We start from the raw sequence: 25,824 nt of genomic DNA, 5'->3' as shown, positions 1-25,824 counted from the left end.
GGCCGGCGGGATTCGGCTACGGAAATTCAGTGAAAGGAATCCGTCCGGCAGTGCGTCCCAGTCTTATCCGGAGCGGGGTGCAGGGTCAACGGGTAACGGGATTTGTCCGGCGGACCCGCGTCCGGCCTACGAGGCGACGAACCCCAGATTCTTGTCCACCACGTTCATCAGCGGCCGGCCCGCCTTCCAGGCGTCGAGGTTGTCCGCGAACTGCTGCGCCAGCGCCGGCAGCTGCTTGTTGGCGTCTCCGGAGAGGTGCGGGGTGACGAGCACGTTCGGCAGTTCCCACAGCCCGCTGTGTCCTGGCAGCGGCTCGGTCTCGAAGACATCCAGGGCTGCTCCCGCCAATTTTCCGGCGCGCAGCGCGTCCTCCAGCGCCGACTCATCGGCCAGGGCTCCCCGGCCCACGTTGACCAGCACCGCCGTCGGCTTCATCGCCGCCAGCACGTCACGGCCCAGCATCTTCCGGGTTGCCGGCGTCAGCGGCGCGGCCAGCACCACGTAGTCAAAGTCCCCGGCGACGGCGGCGAAATCTTCGCTGGCATGGACCGTGCCAAAGTCGGGGTCGCCGGTGCGGGCAGTGCGTCCAAGTCCCTGCACGCGCATCCCGACGGCGGTGAGCAGCGCGGCGGTGCATCGGCCGATGCTGCCGGTACCGGCGACCAGCACGGAAGCCCCCGCCAGATCCGTGGTGGGGTACCGCTGCCACTGCCGTTGCTGCTGCTGTGCCGCTGCCCGGCCAAAGTCCTTCGCAAAGTGCAGCACCGCTCCCAGCACGTGTTCGGCCATGGCCCGGTCAAAGATTCCGCGCGCATTGGTCAGCACAACGTCGGAGGCCACCAGCTCGGGGAAGAGCAGCTTATCCACCCCTGCGGCCGGAACATGGATCCACTGCAGCGAGTCCGCGGCCGGCCACGCCTGCCGGACGCCGTCGGCGAAGAAGTCCCAGAGGTAAAGGATGTCCGCCCCGGCCAGGGCTTCCGGCAGGCCCGCGGCGCCGGTGATCCGGACCTCGGCAACCTGCTCAAGCGCGGCCAGCCCGTGAACGGGTTCGTTACCGGTAAGGACAGCGATGACGGGTTGAGGCTGCATGGGTTCAACCCTAAGGGCAGGACGGCGACCGGATAAAAGGAATGCCGCCGGACAAAAAGAACCGGCCGGTGCGAAAGGCACCGGCCGGTTCCTGAGGGACTGCGGCTAGAGGGCCGGCAACTTACTTGGTGACAAGCTCCAGCGTGTAGTCGACCTCTTCGCCGCTGCCGTCACCCTTCACCAGCTCCACGGACAGTTCCTGTCCCATTCCGGCGCTCAGCGGAATGGTCAGTTCCTCGTCGTCATTGGTGACGGGTACCTTGTGCGTTTTCCCGTCAAGGGTCAGCACGAGGGATCCGGGCTTGTCCCAGGCCCCCATGTAGCCCTCGGCGGTGACCACCAGTTCCACGTTGGCGCCCTTGGGTACGTCCAGGACGTGTGTCTCGGTGGGACCGGGGTATTCGTCGAGGGTGAGGTAGTTGTACTGCAGCGTCTCGAAACCGTCGATCGCGGAGGGCGCCACCTGTTCCTGGATGGTCACGGAGCCGGAGTGTTTGACATCGTTGCCCTTGGCGGCGAATTCGTCGGCCCACTCCTCACCGGCGAAGATGACCACCTTGTACTCCCCGGCGGGAGTTTCATCAGCGAAAAGCTCATCCGATGACGTGATCTCTTCCTTGCCGTCCTTGGAATAGACGGTGTAGCTGCTGTAGCTGTCCCCGCTGCCCTCGCCCTGCAGCGCGGTGTCCTCCTCCAGCTTCAGCGTCATCACGGCGTAGCCGGCCGAGTTGAACTCCAGATCCGTCTCCTCGTCCAGGGTCATGGTTCCGGCAGCATCCTCGCTCCGGGCCAGGTCCAGCATGGCCAGGGCCTGCTCACGGGTGATGGTATCCATCCACTGCAGGGCCAGGTCGGTGGTGGTGTCCATGATGCTGACTTTCCATTTGCCGTCTTCCTTGACGCTGGACAGGCCCAGCTGCGGGAACGCGCGCATGATGGCTTCGTCGTCGAAGCTTCCGTTGGTCATCACATAACCGGACTCGCCGCGGCAGTATTTCTCCGGCCCGGATTCCATGCAGTCCGCGGTCAGGGACAGGGCGTCCCCGTCGGCCTCCATTTTCAGTTCTTCCACCAGCGCGCGGCCGCGGTCGCCGTCTTTCTCGGCGTCCTTGAAAGTGTTGGCCGTGATCTCCAAACCGGAGTCGATGCCGCCGTCCATGGCTTCGTCCAGGGCGCCGCCGTAGTAGTGGACCGCGTTGCCTTCGTAGCTCATGAGGTACTTGCCCAGATCCGTGAACTTTCCGCTGTCCAGGATTCCCGGTACCGCGCCCACCAGGGCCTGGGCCGCTTCGGCCGGCGAGTCGGCGCCGTCCGTGGGCTCGGGCAGCGAACCGCGCTCGTTGCCGGTGAGCTGGAGAACCAGTTCCAGGCCGCTGTACATGGGGCTGACGTACCAGCGTCCGCCGTCCTTCACCGCGGCCACGCGCAGGCCCTCGCCCTCGATGTCCAGATCCGCCAGGTCAGCGGTCTCGTCAACGGGTTCCATCTCGCCGGAGGCTTCCAGACCTGAGCGGACGGCTCCGGTGGTCTGTTCCGGATCAATTTGCAGCCGCACGGTTCCCGAGGAGAAGTTCAGGACTGCCAGCTGGTCATCCACTTCGGTCACCGTGGGTTCCACGTTCTCGAAGGTGACGCTGATGCCGTCAAGGTTGATCTCGTCGTCGAACTCGTCCTCAACGGAATCTTCGCCCACCTTGTTGGCGGCCTCGAAGATGCCGAATTCCTCGACCTTGTCCATGAATCCTTCCTGGAACTTGTCCAGGGCTTCACGCTCCGCCGGTGCCACCATGGTGACCAGGCCAATGCCGTCCTTGGTCTCGATGGATTCGATCAGTTTCTCCGCAACCTGCTCGGGTGAGCCGGCTCCGCCGCGGATCATGTTCTGGATGAAGAGGAAGGCTCCAACGCCAACTGCCACCAGAACGACGGCGACGGCACCGAGGATGATGGCCTTGCGGTTGGTCTTCTTGCCGGATTCCGGGGTGTCACCGTCTGCCGGCCCTTCCGGACCTGAGCCGCCGCCGTCTCCCCCGCCGCTGCTGGGCGGTCCACTGTGACCGTCCCCGCCGGCCGGAGCCCCGTAACCGCCGCCGGGCTGCGCGGGCGCGGCATGGCCCGGTCCGCCGGTTTCGATGATCCGGGTGGCCCCGGTGGAGGCGGCTGCGCCCTGGGCCTCTAGCGTTTGGGGCGGCTCGGGTTGGGTTGCTTGGGTTTGGGGCGCCGCTGCCGGCGATGCTGCTTCCGGCTGGCGCGCGGCGGATTCCGGAGCCTCCGGCGGAACCGGCGTCACCGAAACGGCTCCGGTGGCTGTCCCCGCGGCCTGCGGTGAACCGGCGGTATCGACGGGCCGCCGGCAGTTGGCACAGAACTGCCACTCCGGCTGCAGTTTAGTGCCGCAGGACATACAGAAGTTCATTATTTTGTTTCCCCCATGATCAGTTCCGGGGCATGCAGAGTGACAACCCCCCCGGAAATTACAGTGCAATATTTTGAGCCTAACAGAAGCTAATGGGGGCCCGAAAAGCACGTCTGCTGCCTGTGGATATCCGAATCTGTTCTTCCGCATTGGAGAAACCGTTCCGCCGTGGAAGGGAATTTGTCCCCGGAATTGTGCGCGGCCATTTTCGGCAGCAACCGCATTGTCTACGACGCGTGGTCCTCCATCCACTGCAGGAGATCACCGGTCAGTACCCGGTAACCTTCCTCGGTGGGATGCAGGACTTCCTGGGCAGCGGACACGGATGCTGCCGCATTCAGGAGCGGCCCCAGGCGGGCGGTGACCACCAGCGGATCGGCGCTGCAGGCTCCGCGGCCGGCAAAGGAATCCTCCAGTGCGTCCACGTACCGCACGTTGGGCAGCCCGGCAGCCGCCACCGATTGTTCGATGGTGTTGTTCAGGGCATCGGTGATGTCCAGGCCGAAGGACAGTTCCTCCGGGGTGAGCCGCCCGCAGGCGTCCTGCCCCGGGTTAGGCGCAGCGTCGAAAAGCCGCGGATACGGCAGGACCAGAACCGGTGCCCCCGACGCACCAAGCCTGGTGTACAGCTGGGTGAGCGGAGCCCGCAAATCCCTTAGTGTCTGTTTTGTTGCCCGCCGGAGCACGGCGTCCCCGGCGCACGACGTGTCCTCGACTATGCAGGCCTGCAGCAGTTCGGCAAAGCCCGCGTCATTGCCGCCGATATACAGCAGCACCAGATCCGGACGGACCCCGCGCAGCTGATCCAGCTGCGCGGGAACGCCAGCGTTTCCGTGGCCCTGCATCTGCTGGGCCGAGCCCAGGGCGGAAATCCGGGCACGCGAGCAGGCGGCGTTGTGGATAACGGTGCTGTTGCCCGCTGCGGACAACAGCCCGGCCGCACTGCGGTGGCACAGACTGTCGGCCACCCCGTCCACCGGCTGATAGGAGCCGGCGCCTTCACCTGCGGCGAAGGAATCACCGAGCAGGACCACATCCGCCGGACCGCCGGTATTCCCGAGCAGAGCCGCCAGGCGTTCCCCAGTGTCCGCGGCAGCGGCATCCGGGGCAGCAGCATCTTCAGCCGCTGAGGAAGCCGCGGACGGTGTGCCGCCGTCGACCGCCGGACCGGTCGAGCAACCGGCCAGCAGCGTTCCCGCCAGCAGCAGACCCAGCGACAGCCGTGGCAGCGGCGGCATCGCACCGGCCGCAGCCCTCTTCATCAACCGCGCTGGCGGAGCGCTTGATCGACTGCCGGATCGCCCAGCTCTGAAAGCCAGGCGAGAAGGGCCGGATACGTGGACGGATTGGCCGCCACCGCGGGCCGGGCCAGCGGATGGTTCGCCGCAAGTTCCTGCAGCCGTGCCAGCGGAGTTCCCGGGTTGGCGGCCTCCGTCAGAACGTCAGGATCGACGACGACGGCGGCGGCCGCCGGCGCGGAGTGCGCCGGGTCTGTGCCTCTGTCCAGGTGGGCCGTCTCCTCAGATGCACGGTTGCCCTTGTCCGCCGGGGATCCTGCTGCTGCTTCGGTCACCGGCCGCTGGGGTTCGGCAGGCGCTTGGGCAGGTGCGCCGGCAAAGCTGAACCCGGACGCTTCGGATCCGGCGGCTGCGGGCAGGCGGCGGAACTGTTCCCGGGAAGCGGCCGGCAGCCACAGCGCGGCCATGAGTGCGGCAGGAACCACAAAGGTGAGCAGCATGATGACCGGGCCAAGATAGAAGTCTTCGTCCTGCACCACCCACACGATCAGAAGCACCAGGCCCAGGACAACCAGCAGTCCGGCGTAACCGCTGGGCATGATGTAGGCGGAACGGGGATCCTTGCCCGTGAGGCGCAGGGTGAGGATGGCTCCTGCGGTGAGCAGCAGGCCAAAGAACAGTGCAATCACCTGAGGAACGAGTCCACCGGAGTAGCCATCCACGGCGACTGTCATGACTGTGACGGCCGATCCCAGGGCGAGGACAGCGCTGAGGCCTGCCGCCAGGAAGAGCAGCGGCTGCAAAGTGTTACGGGTGTCTGTGGAAGCAACCTGGGACGCTTCGGTAAGACGTGCCACCGACGGAGCCGATACGGCGGCTCCAAACGCCATCCAGAAAAGGAGGGAGAAGCCGGGGACAAAGGCCGTGACGGACAGCTGCAGAAGGGTCAGATCTTCGAACAGGGCCAGCAACGAGAGGAAGCCGGAGCCCAGGGCCAGGGCAACACCCGCCCGCCGCCAGCCGTCGGACCGCTGATGAACCCGGATGGCGATGATCAACAGGACCGCAGGGCTGGCCAGCGCCATCAGTGTGGCCACGATTCCCCAGCCGGAGGACCCGGAGCCGCTGTAGGCCGCCCAGTAACGGATGATCTGAACCAAGGCCACCACGGAAGCCAGCGCGGCAACACCGAGGGTGACGTGGATCCAGCGCCGGTTCCGGGACTCATCCACGGCCCCCGGCGCAATTTCGGCGAGTCGCGGCTGCGCCGCCAGCAGTGCTCCGGCAAGCCCGAAGGCCACAGCCGGACCGAGAGCGGCAACGGCGCCGGGGTCGAAACGGTCGGCAGAGATCAGACTGAGTGCGGTGTAGACCAGAACCATGAGCACGTACGGTGCATTGGCCAGCAGCTTGAGGTCCTGGATCCTGCGGTAGCCTGTCCCGGGCCCAAAAACGCCCGCCCGCCAGACATAGCTCAGGCCCAGGGACAGCAGGCTGACGAGGGTGATCAGAACTACGTCCACCCGCGTGGCTGCCTTGGATGTTCCGTCGCTGCCGTAGCTCCACGCCATGAAGAGGGACATAATCAGGGCCAGGGCGGCGGCGCCGTCGCGGACGTAGTCGCTGAGCGGAATACCCGTGAAGGCGCTGGCTGGTTTCCGGGCCCCGGCCGTACCCGCAGCGGACGGCTGTGCCGGGGAATAATCCTGCGATGCGGCGGATCCTTCCCCCGGAATGCTCCGTTCCCCTATCGCGGCTCCCGGTCCTGAGACGGAACCGCCGGCCGCAGCCACATATTCGGGCTGCCGCTGATGGTCCGGAACGGCTGCGTCGGCGGCGCCGGCCGCGGATGACGCCGTCGTCGGAACCTTGAGTACCGCGGCTCCGCAGCTCACACAAAAACGGGCTTCCGGAATCAGTTGTTGCCCGCATTGACCGCAGAATTTCATGGCAATCCCCCTTTATGATGGTTGGTCATTCGAAGGTCCGGCATGCGCACAAAAACCTTCGGGGAATAGCCGGGCAGCCGCCCGCGTCTGAGTGTAGGCACCCTGGGGAAACTCGTTTTGCATTTCCCCCGGAAAACAGGGAAACGACGAGTGCGTTCCCCAACAACACAAAACTATTCCAGCGAGGAGCCTAACAGGATTCCACTTCTCAGCAGGAAAACAGGCGCCGCAAGAACCCGTCCTGGAATTCGAAGAGCATCAGAATAAGTAAATTGTCGGCAAATGATGCATGCGCCGGCCGCTGCTGTAACGCAGGGTCTCAAGGTCCAAGCTGCACGGTTCGGAACGCAACCAGTTCGAACCCGCCAATCCGGACGGAGAACACCGGCCAGTCCACCTTCGGCCTTCTCGTGCTCGTGTTCGATCCGCCCACAAGGTCCTGCTGCTCATGTGCCATGCGCTGGCGGTCTCTTAGCCTCCGCCGGCGATCCGCTGCCGCCAGGTGCTCCTGTTGCAGCGTCTTCGCCACTTCTATTTCCATCAGGCCCATCTGTCTCACCTCCTCGGCCCGGATAATTCACGCTAGGCCTGCCCGAAGGCGCAGCAGAGAGAGTTGCGGACAGGTTCTGTCCTGAGCCGTAACTTCCGGAATGACACTGCGAATCTCGTCCCTGCATGTCTTGGAACCTGCCCGAACGCTGGCTCACCATCGGTGCCCGCAGGTACCGTCGAAGGACGCTTCTTCCGGAGGGCTCCCATGGAATGGTTGGCATTTACCGCGCCCGTCCTCGGCCTTATCGTGGGAATCGGCGCCGGCTGGGGCACCCGTTCGGGCATCGACCGCCGCGACGAGTCGGTTGCTCTGAACGCGCTGATCATGGACCTGCATTTGAAGCGGTCCCTAGCCGCGATTCAACCGCAGACGGTCGAGGGGTCAGACGGCGAAGCCCGGCTGCGTCCCACGGTGCTGGACGCCCGCGACAGGATCCTGGAAACCCTCACCCACCTGCGCAGCGGCTCTGCCAACACCGGAGTGCTCATGCGGATGGCGGCAGCCTGCACTGTCTACCTCCGCTCAGCCAGCCGTGAGCCGGAGCGCTATCAGTTCGCACTCATGGAACTGCGCGAAACCCTGGACGACGGTGTGCGCCTGCTCAGCGACGGACGGCGCCGGGTGCGCGGCCTGCCGCCGGGCGAGCGTTCGACGGCGAAACCCGGCCAGCGGCCGTCGCGCCGTCCCGTTCGCCGTCGTGGATGATCCCCGCTGGTGACGCCGGTGGAGGTTTAGTCAGTCAGCCGTAGGTTGTTTACTGGGTCTGCCAGCTGGCCTCCGACCCGTCAAAGCTGGTGTTGTCCTCCACGAATACCCGTTGTCCGGGAATAGCTGCCGCGGGAACATCCATGCAGACTTCGTACTGGCCTGAACCGCCGTTTTCCAGAGTTGGCACGTCCGTCGCCGGGAGGTCGAGTATGGCGAGGCAGGTCGATGGACTGTACTGGCGGCTGTCCGACCCAACAAACCTGGTGGCCAGATCGATCCAGGGGTCACCTTCCTCGGTGCCGTTGTAGACGACGTCGAGCGTGATGAGCACGTACTGGCCGTCGGGCGGGTCATTGAATTCACTGACGCCGAGAATTGAGTCCGTCGCGTCGAGCTCTACGTCTGAAACTGTCACGGTGTAATCTCCCACTTCGGCGGCTGTACCCAGCGGAAGGATTTCCCTGTTAGGAACGGCCGTGGCGGCGCCGGGCGGATTTCCCGTCGTCGGAATGGTTGGATCAGCCGTGGCCGTTGGCGCGGCGGTTTGGGTGACCGTGGCGGTGGTTGTTGGCGTCACAGTGACCGGGGTCAATGGATTGTCGAGTTCTTCGTCGACCGAGTTGAACAAAGCGCTCCAGAAAACGGTGGCAAGGATGGCTGCCAACAAGGCCACCGAGGAGACAATCACAGCAGCAACGGACATGCCCTGCGGGGTTCCTCTCCGCCGGACAATCACCAGCGAAGCAATCGAGAGCCCCAGACCTACCAAAGCCAGGACCAGCGACACGTAGTTCAGCAGCGGAAGCCAGAACAGCACCAGTGCAATGACTCCAAGGATTAAGCCTGCCAGCCCGAGGCCCCTGCCATCATTGGCTGGCTCCGGCGGAGGCGGATATCCCTGGCCGTAGCCGGGCATCGGATCGTTCGGCTGTGTTCCCATAATCGCCTCGCACGGGTTCGGACGCTGCAGAAAGCGGGAACATCCATCGGTCCCTGCCGGGCTGCGGGGTCGGTTTGTCCAGGTGTTTCAACCGTAGGAGCGCCTGGGTGCGCGGGCAAGGCGTTCCCTCTGCCCACGCACCCGAACGAGCGCTTTACCGGTGACGGTAGTCTCCCGCGCGCAGGGAAGCCGGGCGGTGATCCCCCGCCAAACGACGGGAGGCCCGGTTCGAATGAACCGAGCCTCCCGCCCAGAGCGCGCCGAGGAGGAGGCGCGTGCAAGGGGCGGTCAGTCCGAATGCAACGTTCGCTGCCCGCCCCTCCACCGGAACTCCCTAGAGCTCGGTGCTGACCTTCCACGAGGAGTGGATGGCGCCGTGGATGTAATTGACGGCGCCGGCGTCGCCAACGACGTCGCAGCTGATGTCCGCTGCACGCAGCTCGTCCGCGAGCGGGGCCGCCGACGTCGTGCCGTCCGCGTAGACCACCATGGAGGCGGGTGCGCTGAAGCTCTGCTCCCCCTCGGTCCACTCCACGGTCTTCTCCGTGATGCGGGTGATCTTCACGTTGCGGTGGATCTTGACGCCGTGGTCCTTGGCATCCTTCACCGCGGTCCAGCGGCGCGGCATGGCCAGCGGCAGGCCAAGCTGCTGCGTTTCGTGCAGCAGCGTCACGCTGCGGCCCCGCTCGGCCAGGAATTCTGCCAGCTCCAGGCCCACCAGGGACCCGCCGATAACAACGACGTCCTTGCCCATGGGCAGCCAGAACTTGGTGAACTGGCGGACAAACTCGGGGCTCTTGGTCACGCCGGAAAGGCGACCAAGCTTACCCAGAGTGCTGAGCACCGCGCCGGCTTCCTCCGCCGTCGCTGTACCGAGCATCATGGCGCGCAGCGTGTCACCGGTCTGCACGTTCGGCAGGTCGCCGCCCGGGAAGTCAGGCTTGGGGCGGACGGCGCCGGTGGCCACAATGACGTGGTCCGGGTGCAGGGCGCGGATGGTGTCCACGGTGGCCGGAGTGTTCAGTTTGACCGCAATGTTCAGCCGCTTGATTTCGGACTTGAACCAGCGCAGCAGGCGTTCGTTATCCGGCGTGGTCATGGTGGAAAACCACATGGTGCCGCCCAGCCGGTCAGCCTTGTCAACGATGGTGACGCGGTGGCCGCGTTCGGTCAGGACCCGTGCGGTTTCCAGGCCCGCGGGCCCGGCGCCGACGACGACAACGTGCTTGGTCAGCGAAGTGGGCTTGAGCGGCAGCAGCGCCTCGTTGCCCAGGGCGGGGTTGACCGCGCAGAAGGGAGTGTCGTCAAAGAAGTTCTCGGCGACGCAGAGGTAGCAGTTGATGCAGGGACGAACCTGATCGAATTTGCCGTCACGGATCTTGTTCGGCAGCTCGGGGTCGGCCAGCAGCTGGCGTCCCATGGCGGCGAAGTCGATCTGCCCGGCGGCTAGCGCCTTCTCGGCGACCTTCGGCAGCATCCGGCCGACGGCGATGACCGGCACCTTGACGTGCTTCTTGATCTCCGCGGCGTTCTCCAGATAGGCGCCCACCTTGTTGGGCAGCGGACCGTCGGTGAAGTTGTCGAACGGGTTCCGTCCCCAGCCGGTGACGTGGATGGCATCCGCGCCGGCCTGCTCAAACAGCTTCGAGGCCTCAATGGCCTCCGGCAGGGTCAGGCCGCCTTCCTGGCCGTATTCCTCGCCGGCAACGCGGACCAGGATGGCCAGCTTATTGCCGACGCGTTCCTTCACGGCGCTGATGACTTCGCATGCCAGACGGGCACGGTTGGCCAGCGATCCGCCGTATTCGTCCGTGCGCTTGTTGTCGCGCTGGTTCAGGAACACGCCGAGAATGTAGCCGTGGGCTGCGTGGATCTCGATGGCGTCGGCTCCGGCCTTGGCAATGCGCTCGGCGGCATCGGCCCAGGTGGAGACCAGCCAGGAAATGTCCTCGGCGGTCATGTCACGGTAGATGATCTTCTTGCCGGCCGTGGCGGCACCCATCTTGCCGAGTTCCGTGGGGGTGCTGTCCGCCAGTGCGGACATGTCATAGCTGTAGCCCGGCTGGTTCGGGGCGAGCACCGGACGGTCATTGGCCACGTCCACGCGGGCTACCTTGCCGTGGTGGGTGGACTGGATGCACAGCTTGCTGCCCGCAGCGTGGACGGCGTCGGCCAGCGCTTTGAGCCCGGGAATGTACTTGTCATCCGACAGACCCGGTTCCTTCATGGAAGCCGCGCCATGGGGGAAGGCAATTGCACACGCGCCGGTGATGATCAGGCCGGCGCCACCGGCAGCCCGTGCCACATAGTGGTCAATCTCAGCCTGTTCAATCTCGCCGTGCTCGGAGACGTTCATATCCATTGCGGGCAGAACGATGCGGTTGTGGGCTTCCATCGGACCGATGGTGCCCGGTGCCATCAGATGGGAAAAGGAATTGAGTTTCACTTTATGAATTCTACTACCCCATCACCGAACGACGACGAAGGGCGGCGGCGCGCCGCGGGCGAGGTCAGGCGTGAATTAGGCCCAGAACGCAGCGAAGCCAGCGGATGAAATCCGCTGGCTTCGCATGCAACATCACACTGACCCCCCACAGGCAGCAGATGTTCCACTATTAGTGGTCCACCAAGCCTTCAGCTTGGATGCCGCCATAAGCCCAGGCGTGGACGAAGGTGACCCCCCAGTCGACCGCCGTCCCCGCCTGCAGCTATATGGTTCAAACAAGTCTCACACATGTGTGAAACATGATTGAACGATAACAGCGGACCCCCGTGCGGTCAAAGTTTTTTTGGAGAAATTTTGCGGACTACTCGTCCTCGTCCAGGATTTTGGCGATGGCCCTCAGCGCCTCCGGGTCAACGGGGCCCAGGGCGCGGGCGGCGAAGTTGCGGACCTCGGCGCGGCGCATACTGCGGAGCAATTCCAGCTCGGCCTCCACCCTCTCGGGCAGCTTTCCGCCTTCCTGCAGCAGGTATTCGGGGTCCACGTCAAAGACCGCGGCAATGGCGCGCAGCGCCTCGTCCGGAACAACCTGCTCCTTTCCGGACTTCAGCAGGGACCACCGGGTACGGGAAAGGTAGTAGCCGGCTTTCTGGGCGCCGTCCCTGATGGCCGGGTAGTCATACGGCTTTCCTGAGTCGGACATGATGACGTCCAAGAGGAGGTTGATCTTTCTGGCGAGCGTCTCGGCTCGTCGGATGCCGGCGGCTCGTTCCGGGGAAAGACCAAAATCGTCCACTTAGTTCAGCTCCAAGTCATTGCTACGAGAAAACAGCAGAAAGTTGCCACTCCCAGTGCTGCGCCTGACAACGCCTCACTCCGGGTGTGTTCGCGCAGTACAACCCGGCTAAACATCATCAACGGCGATAGTATCAACAGCCATGCCCAGGCTCCCCCGAACAATGTCGGAATCCACAGAACGGCGAAGGTCATGACCGACACATGAGCTGACACGTCGAGCCAGCGGCGGAAGAACACCAGTCCTACATTGCCGAGAAGCAAGGCCCCCACGGTCAGCGGAATCGGCGCCTTCAGAGGGATAGCCCAGCAGATAACGGTGCCGAGAAGCATCAGGACCGCCACGATGTTGGTCCGCCAGCTGTCCGGCAGGCCGCGGCGCCGGAACACGGGCTTGGTGCCTTTGTAAATAGCGCCGGGAATGCCGACGATGCCGGCCACCAGCAGGAACACCCCGCCCGTCCCCAGCCCTGCCTTGATCCCTGCCAGGAGCACCAGAATGGTCAGCACCAGAGCAGGCGGCAGTATTTTGGAGCAGCTAGCGGCGAGGGACAGCCGGACGCTGCGCCGATGGACTGTTGTGCTCAATTCTTCTGCCTATCTCATCAATGACTCGGATTTCCTGCGGCGACAGCAGCCCGGGATCCAAGACCCGGATATCGCCTATGAAAATGAACCAGCGGTACAGCTGGGCCTTGGACGCACGGGCGTCGAGGACAATGTTGGCGGCTCCCATGGACCGGCGGCCTTCAGGTGTCTGCACTAGACGACCCATAATGGGCCTCAGCGCGGCAAGGTCCCTTTCGCAGTCGGTCCGTGCCCGGAAGGTTTGCCGAATGCGTTCGTAGGACGGAAGGATGAAGCCCACCGCAAATCCCACGGTCATGAGAGCGAGCAGAACGTGGTATCCGGTGATCAGTCCATTGTTGTATCTGTCGCCGCCGCCGATCTCCAGGCCGATCTGGATCATTTTCATGCCTGCCGCCAGGACGCCGGCCATGCACCCGGCACAGAGAATGTCGAAACCGATCCGGAAGGGCCGTGACTCTCCCCGCCGGTTGCGGCGCAGGGTTTCCACGCCCGTGTACCCGGTGATGATGCCAAACCAGGCAAAGAAGCTGGCCTGGTACAAAGCCACGGTCGGGATGTCACCGAAGGTGTCCGTGAAACTGGCCGCGGATCCTTCGGTGTCCGAGACAACCAGGAGCACGATCTGCGCCAAGGCAAGGACAATCCCCACACTGATGAGCACTTTCACGTGGTTCGAACGGCCGGTAACCCGCAGCAGCAGCCGGCTCAGCTCCGTCATGCCCAGTCCCATGAGCAGGTGGACCATGAGGTTGAGCAGGTTCCAGCCGCCCAGGAACCGGTCCACCGCCAGGTACACCGGGTCGATGTTCAGGGTTGCGCCCAGTGCCACCAGGAAAACCGCAGGCAGGATGCCCGGGCGCCAGCCGAAACACAGGCCCAGCAGCCGGATTGCGACCATCGCCCAGAGAACGATGATCGGAAGGATTTGCAGGAGCGTCACATGAACGTCCGCTCAAAGTCGCTGGGGCTTTCGCTTCCGTTGGGCAGCAGCGCCAGCGACAGAAGGTAGGCAACGTGCTCGGCGGCCCGCTCGGTCTCGTTCCAGTCCAGGGACCGGGCCAGCATCCGCTTAATGCCCTTGCGGCTGCCAACGTGCTGGAAGACGGACGGCATGGCCGTCTCCACCCCGCCGCACCCCTGGTGGCGCAGGAGAATGTGTCCAAACTCGTGGCAGGCGGCGTGGGTGCGGTGCAGCCGGTTGTCGCCGGCGGGCAGCAGGATGATGGACTTTTTGTCCTTCTCAATCCAGAGCCCCGTGACGGCGGGAATGATTGAATGGTCAATGTCGCGCAGTTCAATGGGCTTTCCGTGGGCTTCCGTGACCACTTCCAGTAATTCATCGAACGTTACGTGTCCGCCCAGGTTCAGGGCCGCGACCGCTGCTTTCGAGGCCGTCCGTTCCCCGCCGTCGGACTTCCTAAAACGCACTGCCATTAATTCCCCATCGTTGTTTCACACGGTGATGCGCGCCTGTGAAGAGACTGGATGTTAGGACTTTATCCCAAAACCGATGTTCCACAACCGGAAAAGTTACCGTCAGGGCAGCAGAAGCGCGGCGGCGAAGGCCACGCAGCCGGCCAGATGCCCCGCGAGCACCTGCGTGGGCGTGTGGTCCCCGAGCTTCACCCGGGACCACCCCGTTGCCGATGCCAGCATCAGGGCCAGCGCGGGTCCGAAGACCGGGATGGGCGCCAGCAGCACCAGGCCAACGTAGGCGGCCACTGCGGAGTGGACGGACAGCTTCCACACAAGGTTCGCGGCCATGCACAGCATCAGCCCGATAAACACTCCGCCGATTTCGCCGAAGAGCACTGCCGGGGCGTTCAGGAGAACCAGGACCAGCGCGCCGATGCCGATGGACACCGCGGACGCGGCCAGGATCGGTGCCCGCTGGGAACGCACTCCCACATGGTGGTCGGTCACGGCACCGCGCCGCTTCAGCCAGAGGATCCCGAGGAAGGGCAGGCCAACGGTGAATCCCGCGGCCACGATGCCCTGCAGCCAGGTGACGCCGGGGCTGAGCAGGGGCTGCAGCAGCAGAAGAATCCCCACCAGTACTGCAGGTGCCGTGGTTTCGGTGACGATGCGGGCCACGGTGGACACGCCGGTGGCAGGGATCTGCTGGGTTTGAGCCATCAGTCGATTCTAGGGCAGAGGCCACCGCCTGCGTTGCGCCACATCAGTCAAACGCTGCAGCCACCCCCGGTATGGCCTGCCGGTACGTGTCCAGCAGTTTGCGGGCCACGGTGACCGAATCCACCAGCGGGTGTGCGGCGAGCGCCCGCCAGGCGAGCACGGGATCGCGGTGCAGTGAGGCGGAAAGGGTCAGCTGTTCCGCGGCCTTGACCTGCTGAAGCAGTCCGAGCATGTCTCCCCGGACCGGCGCCACTTTGCGTGCCGCAACCCCTGCCGCGTCCACGTCGCACACCACCTCGATCACGGCGTCGTCCGGCAGTTCCGCCACGGTGCCCCGGTTGGCGACGTTCAGGATCATGGTTGCCGCCCGGCCGTTGGTCAGTCCGCCCATGAGGTCCAGGGCCACGCCCTGGTATCCGCCGCCGTCGACGTCGCTCTCCTGCCGGCCGTTGCGCTCCTCCTCCGGGCGGCTTTCGGCCATGTAGCTGGCCTCCCGTTCATGCTTGGTGAGCTCCCACAGTTCCAGGGCACTGTCAGGGTGCAGATGTGCCTGCCGGTAAAAACCTGTCTGCTGCCGTTCCAGGAACTCGCCGCGGGTTTCGGCGGAGGTGCGGATGCGCTCGGTGGCTTCACGCTGGAAGTAGTAGTAATAGAGGTACTCGTTGGGCACCGCACCCAGGGCGCGCACCCAGTCCAAGCCCATCAGCCGGGCCTCTTCCATCTGTCCCAGCGCCGCGTCATTAGCCAGCAGGGCCGGGAGCAGGTCCTCGCCCGCCACCGAGATCCGGCGCAGCCAGCCAAGATGGTTCAGGCCCACGTAGTCAAAGTCCACCGCGTCGGGGGTGGACCCCACGGCGTGCACGGCACGGCGCATCAGCCCGATCGGAGTATCGCAGATGCCGATCACCCGGTCCCCCAGGGATGCCCGCATGGCCTCGGTGACCATGCCCGCGGGATTGGTGAAGTTGATGACCCAGGCGTCCGGGGCCAGCACCGCGGCGCGTTCGGCCAGCCTCCGGGCGGCGGGCAGGGTGCGCAGGGCATAGGCCAGCCCGCCGGGGCCCACCGTTTCCTGGCCCAGAACGCCCAGGTCCAGGGCCACCCGCTCGTCCGTAATGCGACCGGCAGCGCCGCCCACCCGCATCGCAGAAAAGATGAAGGCCGCTCCGCGCAGTGCGGCGTCCAGGTCGGTTTCCACGGTGATCCGGGGCGGGCGCGGGGTGCTTCCGGCCAGCTGCGCCAGGACTGCACGCATGACCTCCAGCCGTTCAGGCGCCGTGTCATAAAGGCACAGCTCGGTGACGCGGGCCGCGGCATCTTCGGCAGCGAGGGCTTCGAAAATCTGCGGCACGCGGAAGCCTCCGCCGCCAATCAGGGTCAGTTTCATACGGTGATGACGTCACTTCCTGCCCGCCGGAACACGTCCAGGGTGGGCTGGTGGGAGGAAGCCGCAGTGACCACCGTGGAGACGGCTGCCGCGGCACAGACCGGCAGGACGCCGGTCCCGGGGAATTTGGTTTCATCAGCCACCAGCACAACATGCGGAGCCGTACCGAGAATGGCCCGTTTGACCGGCACCTCAGTGCCGGTGGTGTCCATGACGGTGCCGTCCGGCTGCACTCCGGACGTGCCCAGGAAGCAGATGGTGGCGCGCAGCCGGTGCAGCGCTTCTTCGGTCAGTGTTCCCACCAGCGAATGGTAGGAACGGCGCAGCACTCCGCCGAGCAGGATCAGTTCGGTGGCCGAATCACCGCGCAGTTCATCCAGAACGGCAACACTGGCGGTGATCACGGTGACCGGGCGGCCGCGGAGTTCGCGGGCGATCAGGGCGGTGGTGGTTCCAATGTCCAGGACGACGACGTCGCCGTCGCCCACCAGCTGCGCGGCGCGGACGGCGATCCGCTGTTTGGTGGAGGAGGAATGCGCAGCCACCTCGTCGAAGGGCACCGCGTCGGGTTCCGGGAGGGCTTCTGCGCCGGGGTGCTCGACGCCGGTGCCGCCGCCGCGGACCCGGCGCAGCAGGCCCTGCCCGTGAAGAGTGTTCAGGTCCCGGCGGATGGTGGATTCACTGGCGTCCACCAGCCGGGCAAGGTCCGCCACCGAAGCGCTTCCGGTCTCCCGCACCCGGTGCAGAATGGCGGACCGCCTGCTGTCAGTGAGCATGCAAGTGACCCTAACAGCCAAAATCAGCCAGCTTCAAGCACTTTATTCGTGCTTGTTCTGCACAATTGTGCGTGTTAGCGTCCCAAGGGCAATGCAACATCAGTCACAGCATCCTCCTGCAGCCCAGCCGCCACAGATGCCGGCGCAGGACTGCGGACAAGGACAAGGAAGAGGAACCGGGTGACAACTGCCGGCAGCTCCGAAGCGCAACTGGACCTGTTCCTCACCGGGTCCTTGTTCTTCGACATCGTCTTTACCGGACTCCCCGCCGCCCCCAGGCCCGGAACCGAGGTGTGGGCGGACGGCATGGGCTCGCTCCCCGGCGGCATTGCCAACCTTGCCGTGGCCGCCTCCCGGCTGGGACTGGACACCGGTTTGGCGGCAGGATTCGGTGACGACGCCTACGGTGCGTGGGCCTGGACACTGCTGGCCGAACAGGAAAAGATCAACCTCGGCCGTTCCCGCACGTTCCGCGGCTGGCACTCCGCCGTCACCGTGTCACTCTCCTGGCAGGGCGACCGGAGCATGGTGACCCACGGCCACCCCATCCCCGTGACGCAGCGGGAGCTGATCGGCGTTCCCCCGCCCGCCCGCGCCGTCTTCGGCGAACTGGTCCGGCCGGACGGGCAGGAGCCCTGGTGGAAGGACTACAGCGCGGGCGAAACTCTGGTCTTCGCGGACGTGGGCTGGGATCCGTCCGGGGCGTGGGACCCGGCCGTGCTTGCGGATCTGCACCTGTGCCATGCCTTCCTTCCCAATGACATTGAGGCCATGGCGTACACCCGCACGGACTCCGCAGAGGATGCGCTGGGGAAGCTCTCCGACCAGGTTCCGCTCGCCGTCGTCACCAAGGGCGCCGCCGGAGCCATTGCCTCCGACGCCTCCACCGGTGAAACCGCTTCCGTGCCGGGCCTGAGCGTCAACGCCCTGGATCCCACCGGTGCCGGTGACGTGTTCGCTGCCGCCATGGTGGTGGGCACCCTGGACCAGTGGCCGCTGCGCCAGCGGCTGCTCTTCGCCTCGCTCTGTTCGGCCCTGGCCGTGCAGCACTTCGGCGGTTCCCTTGCCGCGCCCGGCTGGGGCGACATCGTGGACTGGTGGAAAGCCGCCAAAGCCAGCGCTTCCCGCGGAGAGGAGGCCGCCGACGTCGTCCGCCGTTACGGCTTCCTCGATGAGGTCCTGACCGACAAAGCCCAAAACGCCGTCCGCCGCGCGGAGGCAACCTTTGGCCTGCTCACCGAGGTGGAGGCCTTTTCATGAACACCGCATCCCGGCTCATCGTTAGCCGCCTGTCCAGTAAGGAAGATTCCATGACTACTTCCCGCCGTCGCCGACTGGGCATGGGGCTTACTGCCGCCCTGTCCGCCGCCGCCCTGTCCCTCACCGCCTGCACTCCCGGATCGGGCAGTGACGCCCCCGAGGAGCGCGACCCCAGCGCCACCATCCAGACCGATGTCTCGGCCATGGGCGAGCAGACCCTCACGGTCTGGGACCAGGAGGTGCGCGGCGGCCAGAACGAGCAGATGACCCAGCTCAACGAGGCGTTCATGGCCAAGTACCCCAACATCACCATTGAACGGAATTCGCAGTCCTTCGACGATTTGGCCACCACGCTGCGGCTGGCGCTCAGCGGTGACGACGCCCCGGACGTGGTCGAGGCCAACAACGGCCGCAACGCCATGGGTGCCTTTGTGGCCGCCGGGCAGCTGCTGCCGCTTGATCCCTGGGCCGGGTTATACGGCTGGGAGGACCGCTACCCGGCGAGCGTGCTGCAGTATTCGAAGTACAGCGAGGACGGCCAGACCTTCGGCACCGGCAGCCTGTACGGGCTGCCGCAGGTGGGCGAAGTGGTGGGCGTTTTCTACAGCAAGTCCAAACTGGCCGAGCTGGGCCTGGACGTGCCCGAGGACTGGGCGGGTTTTGAGGCGGCGATGGAAACCGCAAAGGAAGCCGGCGAGACTCCGATGCTGCTGGGCAACATAGAGAAGTGGCCGGCGCTGCATGTGTTCGGACCGGTGCAGGGCTCCATGGTGTCCACGGAGGACGTGCAGAAGCTGGGCTTCGGCAATGCCGGCGCGTCCTGGACCACGCCGGAAAATGAGGCCGCCGCGCAGAAACTGGCCGACTGGCAGTCCAAGGGATATTTCAACGACGGCGTGAACGGCACCGACTACGACGCCGCGTGGCAGTCACTTGCCGCCGGTGACGGCGTGTTCCTCATGGGAGGTTCGTGGCTGGCCGCGGACCTGCAGGACGCCATGGGCGATGACGTCGGATTCTTTGTCCCCGCCGATGCCGCCGGTGAAGCGCCTAAGACCACCGGCGGCACCGGGCTGCCGTTCACGGTCACCAGCGAATCCGAAAACCCGGACCTTGCCGCGGCATACATCAACTTCATCACCAGCGACGAGGCCATGGCCATCCTGGCCGAAACGGGCAACCTGCCCGTCGTTGACACGCAGAAGTACGCCCCGGAGTCGGGTGTGCTGCAGGACGTTTACTCCGAGTTCGGGTCCGTCAGCGCCGACGGCGCGCTGCTCCCCTATCTGGACTACGCCACCCCCACCATGGCGGACACCATGGGTGAGGCGCTTCAGGGCGTGCTGGACGGCAGGGTTTCCCCGCAGGAATTCACCCAGGCCCTGGAAACGGATTATGCCGACTTCACTAACGCGGGCTGAGAGTACGACGGCGGCGGCTGGCCGGGGCGGCAAGTCCCGGACCGGCCGCGGCGGGCGATGGTATGTGCCGTACCTGTTTATCCTGCCCGCGTTCCTCGTCTACGCGGCGTTCATGCTCTATCCGCTGGGCCGGGCGGCGCATCTGTCCCTGTTCGACTGGGACGGACTGACGCTGGCCACCTTTGTGGGCCTGGAGAATTACACGGACATTTTCTCCGACGACCGGCTGCGCGCCGCCTTTGTCCACGCACTGGTGTTCATCTTCTTCTACGCCGTTCTGCCCGTCTGCCTGGGCCTGGTGCTCGCGGCCGTCCTGACCCGGGCAAAGGTGCACGGTTTGTCCGTGTTCCGCACCATCGTGTTCCTGCCCCAGGTCATTGCCATGGTGGTGGTGGCCGTGGCGTGGCGACAGATTTACGCTCCCGACGGCACCCTGAACACCTTTCTGCGGTTTGTGGGGCTGGAGGCCCTGACCCGCCCCTGGCTGGGCGATTACACCTTCTCACTTCCCGCCGTCGGACTCATTGGGACCTGGGTCTCCACCGGTTTGGTGACGGTGCTGCTGCTGGCGGGAATGGCGCGCATTCCGGTGGAGCAGTTTGAGTCCGCCCGGCTGGACGGCGCCGGAGCGGTGCGGGAGTTTTTCGCCATCATCGTCCCGTCGGTGCGGGCCGAGATCACGGTGGCCCTGACCCTGACCATTGTGGCGTCGCTCAAGACCTTTGACCTGATTTACGTGACGACCAGCGGCGGACCGGGCAGTTCCACCACGGTGCCCAGCTATGAGGTGTACCGGCGGGCCTTTGAGCTGGGCGAGGTGGGATCCGCAGCCGCCGTGGGCGTCACCCTGACCGTCCTGATTTTTGCCATTACCGCGGTTGTGAACCGGATCGGAGAGCGGAACCCGTGAAGGTCAGCAGCACTGAACGCTTCCTCAACTATGCCGTTTTGATTGTCTTTTCCCTGCTGGTCCTGGCACCCATGCTGACCATCCTGGCGGAGGCCTTCGGCCCCCGGGATGCCGCGGCGGGCCGGGAGGGAGCCTTTCATCCCGGCAACTTCCTGGCGGCCTGGGAAGAGGGCCGCTTCGGGCAGTACATGGGGACCTCGGTCCTGGTGGCTGTGATTGTGGTGTCCCTGACCGTGGTGCTCTCGGTGCTGGCCGGTTACGCCTTCGGCACCATGACGTTCCGCGGCAGCCAGGCCCTGTTCTACCTGTTCCTGCTGGGCATCATGGTGCCGGCCGAAGCCATAGTGGTTCCACTCTTCTTCGACCTGCGGGCCCTGGGCCTGACGGATACGGTGTGGGCGGTGGCCATGCCGCAGGTGGCGCAGTCGGTGGCCTTCGGGACGTACTGGATGCGCACCTATTTCCGCGGCGTCAGCCCGGCGATCGTGGACGCGGCGCGGATGGACGGCGCCTCCCCGGGACGCATCCTGTGGTCCATCCTGATGCCCATGGGCCGCCCGGCAATCACCACCATGGTGGTGCTGGTGTTCATGTGGACCTGGAACGAATTCCTGATTCCCCTGGTCATGTCCCCCACCGGCGCGTTCCGCACGGCTCCGCTGGGCCTGGCGTTTTTCCAGGGCCAGTACACGCAGGGCACCGCCCTGCTGGCAGCCGGTGCCGTGCTGGTGGCGCTGCCCGTGGTGGTGCTCTACTTCATCCTGCAGCGGCACTTCATCAAGGGCATGCTCGAAGGGGCGGTCAAGGAATAAGACGCCTAGACCCGGCGCACATGCTCCGGCGTCAACTCGGCCAAACTGGTAACCCCGAGCAGCTGCATCACCACTGTCATTTCGGTGCGCAGCAGCTCCAGCGTCCGTTCGGCGCCCTGCCGGCCGCCGGCCATCAGCCCGTAGAGATAGGCCCGGCCGATCAGCGTGAAGTCAGCCCCGGCGGCGATCGCGGCCACGATGTCGCTGCCGGACATGATGCCCGAGTCCAGAATGATTTCGGCGTCGGGCCCGACGGCGGCGCGGATGTCGGGCAGGATCCGCAGCGGCACCGGGGCCCGGTCCAGCTGCCGGCCGCCGTGGTTGGACACCACAATGACGTCGGCGCCGCGGGCGAAGGATTCCACCGCGTCCTGTGGTGACTGGATGCCCTTGACGATCAGTTTTCCGGGCCAGGTCTCGCGCAGCCATCCCAGGTCATCGAAGTTCAGTGAGGGCTCAAACATGGTGTTGACGGTCTCTGCCAGGGAAACCCGCTCGCCCTCGAAGTTCGCGAAACCCAGCGGTTTGGTGGTGAGGAAGTTGAACCACCACTCGGGCCGGTAGGACGCGTCCAGGACGGTCTTGGGCGTGAGGGTGGGCGGCATGGTCATGCCGTTGCGGGTGTCCCGCAGCCGGGCGCCGGCCACGGGGGTGTCCACCGTGACGATCAGCGCGCCGTAGCCGGCGGCGGCGGCACGGTTCACCAGTTCCCGGGACCGGCCGCGGTCCTTCCAGAGGTAGAGCTGGAACCATTTGGCGGCGTCGGGCACTTCAGCGGCGAGCTCCTCGATCGAGGCCGTGCCCATGGTGGACAGTGAAAACGGAATGCCGAACGCGGCCGCGGCCCGGGCTCCTCCGATCTCGCCTTCGGTGTGCATCAGCCGGGTCAGGCCGGTGGGCCCGATGCCCACGGGCAGCGCCGACTCCGTACCGGCGATCTTGGTGCGCAGGTCCACGCTGGTGACATCGCGCAGCACGTGCGGAACAAATTCGACGTCATCAAACGCGGCGCGGTTGCGGTTCAGGGCGTGCTCGCCGAAGGATCCGCCGTCCACGTAGTCGAAGGCTGCCGCGGGAATCCGCCGCTTCGCGATGTCGCGCAGTTCCCAGACATTGGTGGCTTTCGCCAGCCGTGCCCGCCGCCGGTCCAGATCAAAGGGTTTGAACTGGACCAGGTCTCGGAGTTCTTTGTACTGGGGAATTCTGCGTTTCATGGCTGGTGCTCCTCACGTCCGGAAAGGCCAGCGTAAGCATGACGGGCGTGCAGCACCTTATTCATTTCGCCTGTGTTGCGGCGTCCTCAAGCGGGTGCGGCAACGGGTCCAAGCCGGTGGTGGTTTCGGTCAGCAGTCCGTCCGGATCCCTCATCCATTGCCTCCCGTTGGTGTCCGTGAAGGTGAGAGTCGCGCGGTACCGGCGCCCGCCCATAATCGGTTCGGTTTGGGCGTCGCTCTGAAGCCATTCGAGAAAAGGCCCGCCTCCGGCGAAATAGCGACCGGGTGCCAGCACAGCTGCACGCGCAGCAATTTCCTCCACTAGTGCTCCGCTGGCTGCCTGCCCCGCTGCACGGACAACTTTGACCTCGTAAATGGGGGCTGACGACGGATTGACGATTTCCAGACCCCATTCCCCTTTTCCGCTGCCGCGGCGCAGGATTACGGGCCAGGACCCCACCCCCTCTGCCGCCTTCTTCGCACCTTCCATTTGTTCGCGCTGATCCCGATCGCGTTCCAGCTCCATCAACTCTCGGGCCTGCGCCAACGCGCGGTTTGAATACAGCGTTTGAAACGCAACAAATATCAACGCCCCCATGGTGCCCAGTCCTGACATGATTTCTGCCGCGTCTACCCAATTCATTTTCCCCCCTGACATTGACGCCTTGCCACGCTCTGGCCCATCAAGGGGACTATAGGCAGTCGCAGCCCCAGTGCCCAGAGTGGCACCACGCACCAAAGCGGCCGTTGGCTACGCAGATCCTGTTCGGATTCCGCATAACCAACGGCCGCTTATTGCTGATATTTCTTCTGCCTGTCTTTATGGAGCGCAGTACTGCCTTGTCTACACGTCCTTCTCTTTGTCGGCAGCATCCTTGGCGGCAGCTTTGGCGGCATCGGCACGTGCTTTCTCGGCTGCCTTTTCTTCCTCAAGCCATTTGTCGCGTTTGGCCCCGGGAACCCAGCCCGCATCCACGACCTTGCGTTGGTAGATGCTCGCAGCGACCACGAGCACCAACGCGATCAGGACGGTGAGAACAATTCCGCCTGCTGTCCCGGTCCGGAGGCTGAGCCCAATGATGGTTCCGAACCAGCCGAAGTCCGCATCGCCGAAGGTGCTGTTCGCGAAACCGAATTCGCCGAGCACCTGGAGCAGGATTGCGGGCAGGATCGTGATGATGACCCCGTTGATGAAGCCGCCGGCCATCGCACCGCGGCGTCCGCCGGTGGCGTTGCCGTAAACGCCGGCGCCGCCTCCGGTGAAGAAGTGGGGCACCATGCCGGGAAGAATCAGGGCGAGCCCAAAGACCGGGTTGAGCCAAACAGCCAGGAGTCCGAGGGCAACCAGACCGCCCGCGAATGAACTGAGGAACCCGATCAATACAGCGTTCTGACCGAAGGGAAAGACAATGGGGATGTCCAGGGCCGCCTTGGCACCGGGGACAACCTTATTGGCGATTCCCTGGAACGCTGGAACCAGCTCCCCCAAAACGGTGCGCACACCGTAAAGAATGATGGCCACGCCCACGCCGAACTGAAGTGCCAAACCAAAACCGGCCATGATGAACGCTCCGGCATCGGCAACGTCAAAGATGGCCAGTGCCTCGTCACGGGGAAGAGCTATCAAACCCCAAATGGAAAAGACGAGGTAGATCAGGACCATGGACAGAGCGGTTGCCACCATGGAATCCCGGAGGAAGCGTAAGCCCTGCGGGAATTTGATGTCCTCAGTCGATTTGCTGCGGCGGCCCACCGCCTGGCCTGCGGCACCGGCCGCAATGTATCCGAGAGTTCCGAAGTGTCCGATGGCGATGGTGTCATTACCGGTAACTTTTTTGGTCCAGGGATGGACAAAGGCCGGCATCACCACCATGACGACGCCCAGGAGAACCGCTCCGATGATCACCACCAGCCAGCTCAGGTCTTCGCCCAGACCGACCGACAGCACCACGGTGAGCATGGTGGCCATAAAAACCATGTGGTGGCCCGTGAGGAAGACGTACTTCAGCGGCGTGAACCGGGCAAGCAACAGCATCACCAAAAAACCAAGCGTCAGGACATAGGCGCTCTGGGCACCGAAGTCCTCCTGGGCAATAGCCGTGATGACCTCGTTGGTGGGAATCACGCCCTGCGCACCGGTTACCGCGAGGATGAGCGTGCCGAGGGGATCCAGGGAGTTCGTCACCACCGTTGCTCCCGCACCGAGGATCAGGAAGCCCAGGGCTGCTTTCAGCGCCCCACCCACCACTTGGCCGGAGTTGCGGCGCAGTGCGATCAGGCCGATAGCGGTGATGATGCCAATGAGGTAGGCCGGTACGTTGAGAATTTGTTGCCCGATGAAATTCAAAATGACGACAAGCCAGTCCATCGTAGGCACTCCTTTTTTTGGGGTGGCAGCAAACGCCTTTTAGGTGGCAGGGAACGCGGCTATTCGATGGCTGCTGAGAGTTTCTCTTTGATTTCGTCCATGTCGACGAAGTTGTCGATGATGATCACTTTGGCCGGAACCTCGCCGATCTCCCCTGCGAGCTCATCACTCGTCAGGACGATGTCCGCGGACTGGGCTGCGCCCCTGGCAACACCGATGTCGGCTGCTTCGACGTCGCCTTCCACACCCAGGTCCCTCAGGACCTGTTCCGCGTTCATCTTCAACAGCACCGAGGTTCCAATGCCCATGCCGCAAACGGCAACTATTTTCATGGGGTGCCTTTCCATCGAGAGCGATTAGTTGGTGTCCAAACTTTTCAGCAGGTCCCGCACTTCCGTTTCCGTGGTCGCCGCTTCCAGCCTGCCGCGGAGTTCCTTGTTGGCAAGGACCCCGGCGAGCGCCTTGAGAACTTCAATGTGTGCGTTGTGGTCCGTGGCGGCCAGGCCAATCACCAGGGTCACCGGGTCATTCTTCGCGTGGCCGAAATTGACCGGATCCTTGAGGCTTACCCAGCTCAGCCCGCCCTTCAGGACAGCTTCGGAGGGCCGCGCATGGGCAAGGGCTATACCGGGAGCAATGACGATGTACGGACCGTGTTCTTCAACTGCTGCGATCATCTGATCGGTGTAGTCCCCGGTGGTGACTCCGGCCGCAACAAGTCCATCACCCGCCAGGCGAATCGCGTCCCGCCAGTCGGCTGCGGGCGCCTTGAGGTTGATGGAAAACAGTGAATTTTCGAGGTTCATGGCCACGGT

At 64.7% G+C, this 25,824-nt stretch carries 24 protein-coding genes; 5 read left to right on the top strand and 19 right to left on the bottom strand.

Features of this window, described 5'->3' with window-relative positions; all coding sequences use genetic code 11:
- Positions 1–126 precede the first annotated feature (126 nt).
- From CXQ89_RS12935 to CXQ89_RS12915, 5 genes are all read right to left on the bottom strand, one after another.
- The gene (locus CXQ89_RS12935; protein WP_104161560.1) at positions 127–1,092 is read right to left on the bottom strand and encodes a D-2-hydroxyacid dehydrogenase; all 966 of its coding nucleotides are present in this window, start codon (positions 1,090–1,092) and stop codon (positions 127–129) included.
- 121 nt (positions 1,093–1,213) lie between these two features.
- Entirely contained in the window at positions 1,214–3,508 is a 2,295-nt protein-coding gene (locus CXQ89_RS12930; RefSeq protein WP_181032338.1) for a zinc ribbon domain-containing protein, read from the bottom strand.
- 227 nt (positions 3,509–3,735) lie between these two features.
- A complete protein-coding gene (locus tag CXQ89_RS12925) occupies positions 3,736–4,746 on the bottom strand; it encodes an SGNH/GDSL hydrolase family protein (protein WP_181032337.1) in 1,011 nt (336 codons plus the stop codon).
- A gap of 23 nt (positions 4,747–4,769) precedes the next feature.
- The gene (locus CXQ89_RS12920) at positions 4,770–6,641 is read right to left on the bottom strand and encodes a hypothetical protein (RefSeq protein WP_104161557.1); all 1,872 of its coding nucleotides are present in this window, start codon (positions 6,639–6,641) and stop codon (positions 4,770–4,772) included.
- Positions 6,642–7,014: 373 nt separating this feature from the next.
- Positions 7,015–7,245 (bottom strand): hypothetical protein, encoded by a 231-nt coding sequence (locus CXQ89_RS12915; protein ID WP_104055014.1) that lies wholly within the window; start codon positions 7,243–7,245, stop codon positions 7,015–7,017.
- A 207-nt stretch (positions 7,246–7,452) separates the two neighbouring features.
- Here CXQ89_RS12915 and CXQ89_RS12910 point away from each other — a divergent pair, with 207 nt between their 5' ends.
- Positions 7,453–7,953 (top strand): hypothetical protein, encoded by a 501-nt coding sequence (locus CXQ89_RS12910; protein WP_104161556.1) that lies wholly within the window; start codon positions 7,453–7,455, stop codon positions 7,951–7,953.
- 49 nt (positions 7,954–8,002) lie between these two features.
- On the opposite strand, the gene CXQ89_RS12905 is transcribed toward CXQ89_RS12910, so the two are convergent.
- The 9 genes from CXQ89_RS12905 to CXQ89_RS12865 all read right to left on the bottom strand — a co-directional run bounded on the left by CXQ89_RS12905 (position 8,003) and on the right by CXQ89_RS12865 (position 17,024).
- Positions 8,003–8,896, bottom strand: coding sequence for a hypothetical protein (locus CXQ89_RS12905; protein WP_104161555.1), 894 nt, complete (start codon positions 8,894–8,896; stop codon positions 8,003–8,005).
- Between the two features lie 334 nt (positions 8,897–9,230).
- Positions 9,231–11,342 (bottom strand): FAD-dependent oxidoreductase, encoded by a 2,112-nt coding sequence (locus CXQ89_RS12900; RefSeq protein ID WP_219815611.1) that lies wholly within the window; start codon positions 11,340–11,342, stop codon positions 9,231–9,233.
- 361 nt (positions 11,343–11,703) lie between these two features.
- Positions 11,704–12,135 (bottom strand): hypothetical protein, encoded by a 432-nt coding sequence (locus CXQ89_RS18895; RefSeq protein WP_237685383.1) that lies wholly within the window; start codon positions 12,133–12,135, stop codon positions 11,704–11,706.
- A gap of 5 nt (positions 12,136–12,140) precedes the next feature.
- Positions 12,141–12,644, bottom strand: coding sequence for a hypothetical protein (locus CXQ89_RS12890; protein WP_104161554.1), 504 nt, complete (start codon positions 12,642–12,644; stop codon positions 12,141–12,143).
- 28 nt (positions 12,645–12,672) lie between these two features.
- Positions 12,673–13,665, bottom strand: coding sequence for a hypothetical protein (locus CXQ89_RS12885; RefSeq protein ID WP_104161553.1), 993 nt, complete (start codon positions 13,663–13,665; stop codon positions 12,673–12,675).
- Positions 13,662–14,159, bottom strand: coding sequence for a hypothetical protein (locus CXQ89_RS12880; protein WP_104055003.1), 498 nt, complete (start codon positions 14,157–14,159; stop codon positions 13,662–13,664). The genes CXQ89_RS12885 and CXQ89_RS12880 overlap by 4 nt, the downstream gene beginning before the upstream one ends.
- 102 nt (positions 14,160–14,261) lie before the next feature.
- The gene (locus CXQ89_RS12875; RefSeq protein WP_104161552.1) at positions 14,262–14,861 is read right to left on the bottom strand and encodes a phosphoesterase PA-phosphatase; all 600 of its coding nucleotides are present in this window, start codon (positions 14,859–14,861) and stop codon (positions 14,262–14,264) included.
- 43 nt (positions 14,862–14,904) lie between these two features.
- Positions 14,905–16,248 (bottom strand): 6-phospho-beta-glucosidase, encoded by a 1,344-nt coding sequence (locus CXQ89_RS12870; RefSeq protein ID WP_104161551.1) that lies wholly within the window; start codon positions 16,246–16,248, stop codon positions 14,905–14,907.
- The gene (locus CXQ89_RS12865; RefSeq protein ID WP_104161550.1) at positions 16,245–17,024 is read right to left on the bottom strand and encodes a DeoR/GlpR family DNA-binding transcription regulator; all 780 of its coding nucleotides are present in this window, start codon (positions 17,022–17,024) and stop codon (positions 16,245–16,247) included. Before CXQ89_RS12865 ends, CXQ89_RS12870 begins: the two co-directional genes overlap by 4 nt.
- 180 nt (positions 17,025–17,204) lie before the next feature.
- On the opposite strand from CXQ89_RS12865, the gene CXQ89_RS12860 reads away from it, so the two are divergent.
- Genes CXQ89_RS12860 through CXQ89_RS12845 form a run of 4 tightly spaced genes read left to right on the top strand, consistent with a single transcriptional unit; the run spans position 17,205 to position 21,427 of the window.
- Positions 17,205–18,284 (top strand): PfkB family carbohydrate kinase, encoded by a 1,080-nt coding sequence (locus CXQ89_RS12860; RefSeq protein WP_104161549.1) that lies wholly within the window; start codon positions 17,205–17,207, stop codon positions 18,282–18,284.
- 50 nt (positions 18,285–18,334) lie between these two features.
- On the top strand, positions 18,335–19,705 hold the full coding sequence (locus CXQ89_RS12855) for an ABC transporter substrate-binding protein (RefSeq protein ID WP_219815610.1): 1,371 nt from the start codon (positions 18,335–18,337) through the stop codon (positions 19,703–19,705).
- A complete protein-coding gene (locus CXQ89_RS12850; protein WP_104161548.1) occupies positions 19,680–20,615 on the top strand; it encodes a carbohydrate ABC transporter permease in 936 nt (311 codons plus the stop codon). The genes CXQ89_RS12855 and CXQ89_RS12850 overlap by 26 nt, the downstream gene beginning before the upstream one ends.
- Positions 20,612–21,427 (top strand): carbohydrate ABC transporter permease, encoded by an 816-nt coding sequence (locus CXQ89_RS12845; protein WP_104161547.1) that lies wholly within the window; start codon positions 20,612–20,614, stop codon positions 21,425–21,427. Before CXQ89_RS12850 ends, CXQ89_RS12845 begins: the two co-directional genes overlap by 4 nt.
- Positions 21,428–21,432: 5 nt before the next feature.
- Here CXQ89_RS12845 and CXQ89_RS12840 read toward each other — a convergent pair whose 3' ends face one another.
- From CXQ89_RS12840 to CXQ89_RS12820, 5 genes are all read right to left on the bottom strand, one after another.
- Complete coding sequence (locus CXQ89_RS12840) at positions 21,433–22,641, bottom strand: alpha-hydroxy acid oxidase (protein WP_104161546.1); 1,209 nt, start codon at positions 22,639–22,641, stop codon at positions 21,433–21,435.
- 61 nt (positions 22,642–22,702) lie between these two features.
- Positions 22,703–23,284, bottom strand: a complete 582-nt coding sequence (locus CXQ89_RS12835; protein ID WP_146067252.1) for a hypothetical protein — start codon at positions 23,282–23,284, stop codon at positions 22,703–22,705.
- 201 nt (positions 23,285–23,485) lie between these two features.
- Entirely contained in the window at positions 23,486–25,009 is a 1,524-nt protein-coding gene (locus tag CXQ89_RS12830) for a PTS ascorbate transporter subunit IIC (protein WP_104054994.1), read from the bottom strand.
- A 59-nt stretch (positions 25,010–25,068) separates the two neighbouring features.
- Positions 25,069–25,341: a PTS sugar transporter subunit IIB gene (locus CXQ89_RS12825; protein ID WP_104054993.1), complete on the bottom strand. Its 273-nt coding sequence runs from the start codon at positions 25,339–25,341 to the stop codon at positions 25,069–25,071.
- A 24-nt stretch (positions 25,342–25,365) separates the two neighbouring features.
- Complete coding sequence (locus CXQ89_RS12820) at positions 25,366–25,815, bottom strand: PTS sugar transporter subunit IIA (RefSeq protein ID WP_104054992.1); 450 nt, start codon at positions 25,813–25,815, stop codon at positions 25,366–25,368.
- Positions 25,816–25,824 lie beyond the last annotated feature (9 nt).

The sequence above is a fragment of the Arthrobacter sp. ZGTC212 genome, from assembly GCF_002929255.1.
GTDB lineage: Bacteria > Actinomycetota > Actinomycetes > Actinomycetales > Micrococcaceae > Arthrobacter_B > Arthrobacter_B sunyaminii.
The sequence above is the reverse complement of the archived record's forward strand: the minus strand, read 5'-3'. Positions and strand labels throughout refer to the sequence as shown.

What these genes read in the sequence shown, in the direction of transcription:
- CXQ89_RS12905 (WP_104161555.1), bottom strand. Translation starts at nt 8,896, where the DNA reads ATGGGAACACAGCCGAACGATCCGATGCCCGGCTACGGCCAGGGATAT.
- CXQ89_RS12825 (WP_104054993.1), bottom strand. Translation starts at nt 25,341, where the DNA reads ATGAAAATAGTTGCCGTTTGCGGCATGGGCATTGGAACCTCGGTGCTG.
- CXQ89_RS12820 (WP_104054992.1), bottom strand. Translation starts at nt 25,815, where the DNA reads ATGAACCTCGAAAATTCACTGTTTTCCATCAACCTCAAGGCGCCCGCA.
- CXQ89_RS12930 (WP_181032338.1), bottom strand. Translation starts at nt 3,508, where the DNA reads ATGAACTTCTGTATGTCCTGCGGCACTAAACTGCAGCCGGAGTGGCAG.
- CXQ89_RS12915 (WP_104055014.1), bottom strand. Translation starts at nt 7,245, where the DNA reads ATGGGCCTGATGGAAATAGAAGTGGCGAAGACGCTGCAACAGGAGCAC.
- CXQ89_RS12935 (WP_104161560.1), bottom strand. Translation starts at nt 1,092, where the DNA reads ATGCAGCCTCAACCCGTCATCGCTGTCCTTACCGGTAACGAACCCGTT.
- CXQ89_RS12870 (WP_104161551.1), bottom strand. Translation starts at nt 16,248, where the DNA reads ATGAAACTGACCCTGATTGGCGGCGGAGGCTTCCGCGTGCCGCAGATT.
- CXQ89_RS12850 (WP_104161548.1), top strand. Translation starts at nt 19,680, where the DNA reads ATGCCGACTTCACTAACGCGGGCTGAGAGTACGACGGCGGCGGCTGGC.
- CXQ89_RS12835 (WP_146067252.1), bottom strand. Translation starts at nt 23,284, where the DNA reads ATGAATTGGGTAGACGCGGCAGAAATCATGTCAGGACTGGGCACCATG.
- CXQ89_RS12880 (WP_104055003.1), bottom strand. Translation starts at nt 14,159, where the DNA reads ATGGCAGTGCGTTTTAGGAAGTCCGACGGCGGGGAACGGACGGCCTCG.
- CXQ89_RS12840 (WP_104161546.1), bottom strand. Translation starts at nt 22,641, where the DNA reads ATGAAACGCAGAATTCCCCAGTACAAAGAACTCCGAGACCTGGTCCAG.
- CXQ89_RS12910 (WP_104161556.1), top strand. Translation starts at nt 7,453, where the DNA reads ATGGAATGGTTGGCATTTACCGCGCCCGTCCTCGGCCTTATCGTGGGA.
- CXQ89_RS12855 (WP_219815610.1), top strand. Translation starts at nt 18,335, where the DNA reads ATGACTACTTCCCGCCGTCGCCGACTGGGCATGGGGCTTACTGCCGCC.
- CXQ89_RS12830 (WP_104054994.1), bottom strand. Translation starts at nt 25,009, where the DNA reads ATGGACTGGCTTGTCGTCATTTTGAATTTCATCGGGCAACAAATTCTC.
- CXQ89_RS12865 (WP_104161550.1), bottom strand. Translation starts at nt 17,024, where the DNA reads ATGCTCACTGACAGCAGGCGGTCCGCCATTCTGCACCGGGTGCGGGAG.
- CXQ89_RS12875 (WP_104161552.1), bottom strand. Translation starts at nt 14,861, where the DNA reads ATGGCTCAAACCCAGCAGATCCCTGCCACCGGCGTGTCCACCGTGGCC.
- CXQ89_RS12925 (WP_181032337.1), bottom strand. Translation starts at nt 4,746, where the DNA reads ATGCCGCCGCTGCCACGGCTGTCGCTGGGTCTGCTGCTGGCGGGAACG.